General features: G+C 43.6%; 4 protein-coding genes and 2 pseudogenes. 2 read left to right on the forward strand and 4 right to left on the reverse strand.

All coding sequences use genetic code 11. The annotated features are described in order from the left end of the window. From ACUU1M_RS18795 to tdcA, 4 genes and pseudogenes are all read right to left on the reverse strand, one after another. Positions 1 to 384, reverse strand: a pseudogene (locus tag ACUU1M_RS18795) (propionate/acetate kinase); the annotation flags it as partial. A 25-nt stretch (positions 385 to 409) separates the two neighbouring features. Further along, on the reverse strand, positions 410 to 1,741 hold the full coding sequence (gene tdcC, locus ACUU1M_RS18800) for a threonine/serine transporter TdcC (RefSeq protein WP_000107721.1): 1,332 nt from the start codon (positions 1,739 to 1,741) through the stop codon (positions 410 to 412). 21 nt (positions 1,742 to 1,762) lie between these two features. Beyond that, a complete protein-coding gene (tdcB, locus tag ACUU1M_RS18805; protein ID WP_000548341.1) occupies positions 1,763 to 2,752 on the reverse strand; it encodes a bifunctional threonine ammonia-lyase/L-serine ammonia-lyase TdcB in 990 nt (329 codons plus the stop codon). A 98-nt stretch (positions 2,753 to 2,850) separates the two neighbouring features. Continuing rightward, positions 2,851 to 3,789 (reverse strand): transcriptional regulator TdcA, encoded by a 939-nt coding sequence (gene tdcA, locus ACUU1M_RS18810; protein WP_000104211.1) that lies wholly within the window; start codon positions 3,787 to 3,789, stop codon positions 2,851 to 2,853. Positions 3,790 to 4,104: 315 nt separating this feature from the next. On the opposite strand from tdcA, the gene tdcR reads away from it, so the two are divergent. Both tdcR and yhaB read left to right on the forward strand, forming a co-directional pair. Continuing rightward, a complete protein-coding gene (tdcR, locus tag ACUU1M_RS18815) occupies positions 4,105 to 4,323 on the forward strand; it encodes a transcriptional activator TdcR (protein ID WP_214284587.1) in 219 nt (72 codons plus the stop codon). 255 nt (positions 4,324 to 4,578) lie between these two features. Next, a pseudogene (gene yhaB / locus ACUU1M_RS18820) lies at positions 4,579 to 4,768 on the forward strand (protein YhaB); the annotation flags it as partial.

Below are 4,768 nucleotides of genomic sequence, written 5' to 3' on the forward strand. Positions count from 1 at the left end.
CGATTCAATACCACTTAAATTTGCGTAATTATGCAGGGGTGCCAGTGGAGAAACGCGACGGATATTATCAATGACTTCATCGGTAATAATGGCGGACTCGGTAAAAATACTGCCGCCGTGAGCGATGCGGTGGCCAATTAAGGCCACGCTGTCATTTAAATTCCGTTTTTCCAGTTCAAATGCAATTGCCTTCAATGCACCTTCGTAGCTGTGGAGAGCCAGCGGTGCTGGCTCTCCACCATTTACGGATAAGAATGCATTTTCCGAGTTAATACCGTCGGCAATACCTGACATTAATACTTCACAGTCGCTGGCATCGAGTACGGAAAACTTAATCGAAGACGAACCACAGTTAATAACCAAAACAACCGGAAATTCATTCATCTCTTTTCTCATCCTGAGTTACGGATTAAAACAGTTTGTATACGATGTTCAGGATGGTCAGCAGACCAATCACGGTAACAAACACGTTATCCAGACGACCACGGTATTTCGCCAGAGACGGCGCTTTACGGATAGCATACATCGGCAACAGGCACAGCAGGGATGCGATAATCGGTGCGCCCATGGCTTCAATCAGGTCGAGGATGTTCGGGTTGGCGTAGGCAACAACCCAGGTGGAGCCCATGATGAAGATCATGCTGAGAGTATTCAGTTTACCCAGCGACACTTTGGTTTTGTCACCTTTATAACCGAACTTCAGAATCAGACCATTCAAGCCTTCCAGCGTCCCCAGATAGTGACCGAAGAAAGATTTGAAGATAGCCACGAGTGCGATGATGGAAGCCGCATATTCCAGTGTAATCGCGAACGTTGTTTTCGTACCGGTCATGGACGCAAAGTGGTTAGCCAGATAAGAAAGCACTGGAATATTCTGCGCTTTGGCTTCCGCCATGTTGGCCGGAGACAGAGTAAACAGGCAGCTAAAGGCAAAGAACATCACCACTGCAACCATCAGCATGCTGGCACGAGAAATGATTTGGGAACATTTACGTTCGGTGAAGTCGCGACCGAAGTCTTTCTCATACTCTTCACGTTTAGAAACCACGAAGGAAGAGACGATTGGCGAGAAGTTAAAGGAGAAAACCATGATGGAAATCCCCAGCCAGACAGTGATCAGGATACCGTCATGACCGGTTAACGACAGCGAACCGAGGTCAACCTGGTCGATAACTGCAGAGTTCCAGTAAGGGATCAGCGACAGAGAAATCAGCACCAGGCTGGCGATAAACGGCCATACCAGGTAGCTCATCACTTTAACCATCAGATCCTTACCAAACCAGATGACGAAAGCCATCAGCAGCAACAGGAACAGCGCCACAAAGCCGCGATTCAGCGGTGCAAATCCGAGCTGGTTTTCCCAGAACGTCATAAAGGTATTGGTAATAGTAACGCCATAAATCCACAGCAGTGGGCAAATCGCGAAGAAGTACAGGAACGTGATAACCACGCCGCCAGTTTTACCAAAATGCTCTTCCACCGTTTCCGTAATGTTGCCGGAAGGGTTAGAGCCAGAAAGACACAGACGCGCCAGCGCCCGGTGGCAATAAAATGCGATGGGGTATGCCAATACCAACATCAGAAGAATCGGGATCAGTCCGCCAAAACCTGCGCGGATAGGGAAGAACAGCACCCCGGCGCCGATTGCCGTACCAAACAAGCCTAACGTCCATGTGGTATCTGATTTACGCCAGGACGATTGTTTTGTCTGGCTGGATACAATGCTATCTGAAGTACTCATATCCTATCCTCAACGAATTAATTAAGCGTCAACGAAACCGGTGATTTGAGAGACGCAAGAAAGATCGATATTGCCGCCGGAAATAATACTGACGGTTTTTCTGTTTTGAATATATTGGTCTAATTTACCGCTTAATAATGCAGCACATGCCAGAGCGCCTGCGCCTTCGGTGACGACTTTATTGCGCTGAATTAAGGCAATCATACTGTTTCTGATTTCGTCTTCGCTGACCAGCACGATGTCATCGACTAATTCACGAACGATTTCGTAAGTTAAATTACCCGGGCGGGAGACATCACAACCATCCGCCAGGGTGCCGGTAGTTCGGTGCGTGGTTATTTCTCCGGAGTGGAAAGAAGCCGCCATGCCGTGAACGTTTTCTGACTGTACGCCAATAACACGAATGGTCGGGTTAATAGATTTAATTGCCACCGCAATACCAGCAATTAAACCACCACCACCAATTGGCACAATCACGTTATCGACATCATAGAGATCTTCCATAATTTCCAGACCAATCGTTCCCTGGCCAGCAATCACTTTCGGATCATCGTAAGGTGGGATAAAAATACGACCTTCCATTTCGACAATTTCGCTCACTTTAGCGATAGTGTCGTTGAAGTTATCACCATGCAGAACGACTTCTGCGGAGTAGTCGCACGTTGCCGCTACTTTGGATTTTGGCGCACCTTTTGGCATCACCACTTTACCGTCGATACCCAGCATCGCGCAGGAGAGCGAAACCCCTTGCGCATGGTTGCCCGCAGAACAGGCCACCACGCCTTTGCGTTTTTCCGCATCGGTCAGTGAACTTAATTTATTAAATGCGCCACGAATTTTAAATGAACCCGTACGCTGCATATTTTCAAACTTCAGGAATATTTCACCTTTGCAACGTTCACTAAAATATTTGGAGCGAGGCATGCCTGTTTTATAAATTCGCCCAGCCAGTCGTTGTTTCGCTTCAATAATATCATCAATAGCAACCGGCAGATCGTATGTAATATGCATTATAAAACCTCTTCGCCTGAATTAAATATGTAGGTAACCGTAACCGACACCTGCAAAACAGACAGGTGGATTATTTATGTTTAAATAAAAACAAATAACTAACCAACTTCTATTAATTGCCTTCGTCTACACCCATTATAAGATGAATACTCTTTGGCTAATTCCACCAAAACCGATGCTGCTTTTTTAATACGATAATTTTTCGACCATACCGCGGCATATTGTGCCACAGGTAATGTTTCTTCAACCGGAATAGTAATAAATTGATTAGAACCAAAAGGTGACGTCATATCACAAGGAATTACAGTTAAGAAATCAGCATTGAGAACAAGATTATAAATTGTCACGACTGAGTCGGTTTTAACGATGTTTTCAATACTGATGCCATTTCTTTGTAACGTAGTAAGCAGTTCGCTGTAGTACCCCATATTAGTTTGTGGCAACACCCACTGTTCGTTCTTCAACGACTCCAGCGTGGTGGTGCCGGTGCATGTTCGGGACTTACTGGCTACCAGCACAAACTCGGACTCGAACAGCGGCTCAACATGTAAATCCTGAAGCTTCATTTCTGCACTTAACGTACCAATCGCAAAATCCAGTCGACCGTCGCGGATTGCCGGTAAGAACGAAGACAGTTGCGCTTCATACATAGAAACCTGCGCTTTCGGGAACACCTCTTTGAACTTGTTGATCATCCCTGACATAAAAGTAAAACCAATCAATGAAGGAAAACCAAATGAGACTTCCACCACCGCCTCAGAAGACATACCGCTTATCTCATTAACCATATTTTTCATTTCACGGGTAATGGATTCGGAACGGGAGAGTAACAATTGACCGGCAGGTGTTAATGTTACACCGGTATTTTTCCGCACCACTAATTCCACACCAAAATAATCTTCAATATCGTTAATGATTTTACTGACGGCCGGTTGAGTTAACCCTAATTCTTTTGCAGCCGAGCCGATAGAGCCACTTCTAATGACTTCCTGAAAGACTACCAGGTGCTGCGTTTTCGGAAGAAGAATAGTGCTCATAACGACCTACGTTAATTACCTCATTGACGGCATGAAGTGTATCAAAATGAAATAAACAGGATATGTGCGACCACTCACAAATTAACTTTCATTACTTTCCAAGGTATCGTTATTACAATTAAATACCTTTAAATATCAACAAGTTAAAGCATAAAAATCAGCATAAACCCTGATTTTTATCAAAAAAAAATGACGGGGATAACCATATTTTATGGCGATAACATCATTCGTTATGTGGTTAATACAAAAAAGGGGCTGAGACCATATTTCAAGCAATTACCGGATAATTACCACGCAAAATTTGAGTTAAATTTAATGAGCAAGTTCTCAAATTTTATTATAAATAAACCATTTTCAGCGATAAATACTGCGGCACATCACATTTTTTCACGCTATTTGTTGGAGAACAAACATTTATTTTATCAATATTTTAAAATTTCGAATACAGGTATTGATCATCTCGAACAATTGATTAACGTCAACTTTTTCTCTTCTGACAGGACGTCATTTTGTGAATGCAATCGTTTTCCATAAATTCTTCTCCCCTCATAGGCGACGAATAGCATTTTGTGTTGAGGATCACAAAACGAATAATTGCTGGTCGCCGCGATAAGGTCAGACGAAGTCAACAAGGGGGATTTTCACTGTGCTTTACATCAGCGTAGGACACAGAATGTTGCTTCGTTTACTGTAACGCCGGGTAAATGAGCGTTTTTTGATAGTGCATAAGTGTCGTGCGAGGAAAATAAGCATCTATTATTGTTTGTCATGACGACAAGGCAGGCATCAATGAAAGGCTTCCCAATTGCACATATTTTTCACCCTTCAATCCCGCCAATGCACGCAGTGGTTAACAATCACAATAGAAATATTGATTATTGGACGGTAAAAAGAAAGTTTGCAGAAATTGTCTCCACCAATGACGTTAATAAAATTTACAGTATAAGTAATGAACTGCGGAGAGTATTATCTGCAATTA

The organism is Shigella sp. SIG6 (genome assembly GCF_053555815.1).

Coding starts and splice junctions, on each gene's coding strand:
- tdcC (WP_000107721.1), bottom strand. CDS start 1,741: ATGAGTACTTCAGATAGCATTGTATCCAGCCAGACAAAACAATCGTCC.
- tdcB (WP_000548341.1), bottom strand. CDS start 2,752: ATGCATATTACATACGATCTGCCGGTTGCTATTGATGATATTATTGAA.
- tdcA (WP_000104211.1), bottom strand. CDS start 3,789: ATGAGCACTATTCTTCTTCCGAAAACGCAGCACCTGGTAGTCTTTCAG.
- tdcR (WP_214284587.1), top strand. CDS start 4,105: ATGAGCAAGTTCTCAAATTTTATTATAAATAAACCATTTTCAGCGATA.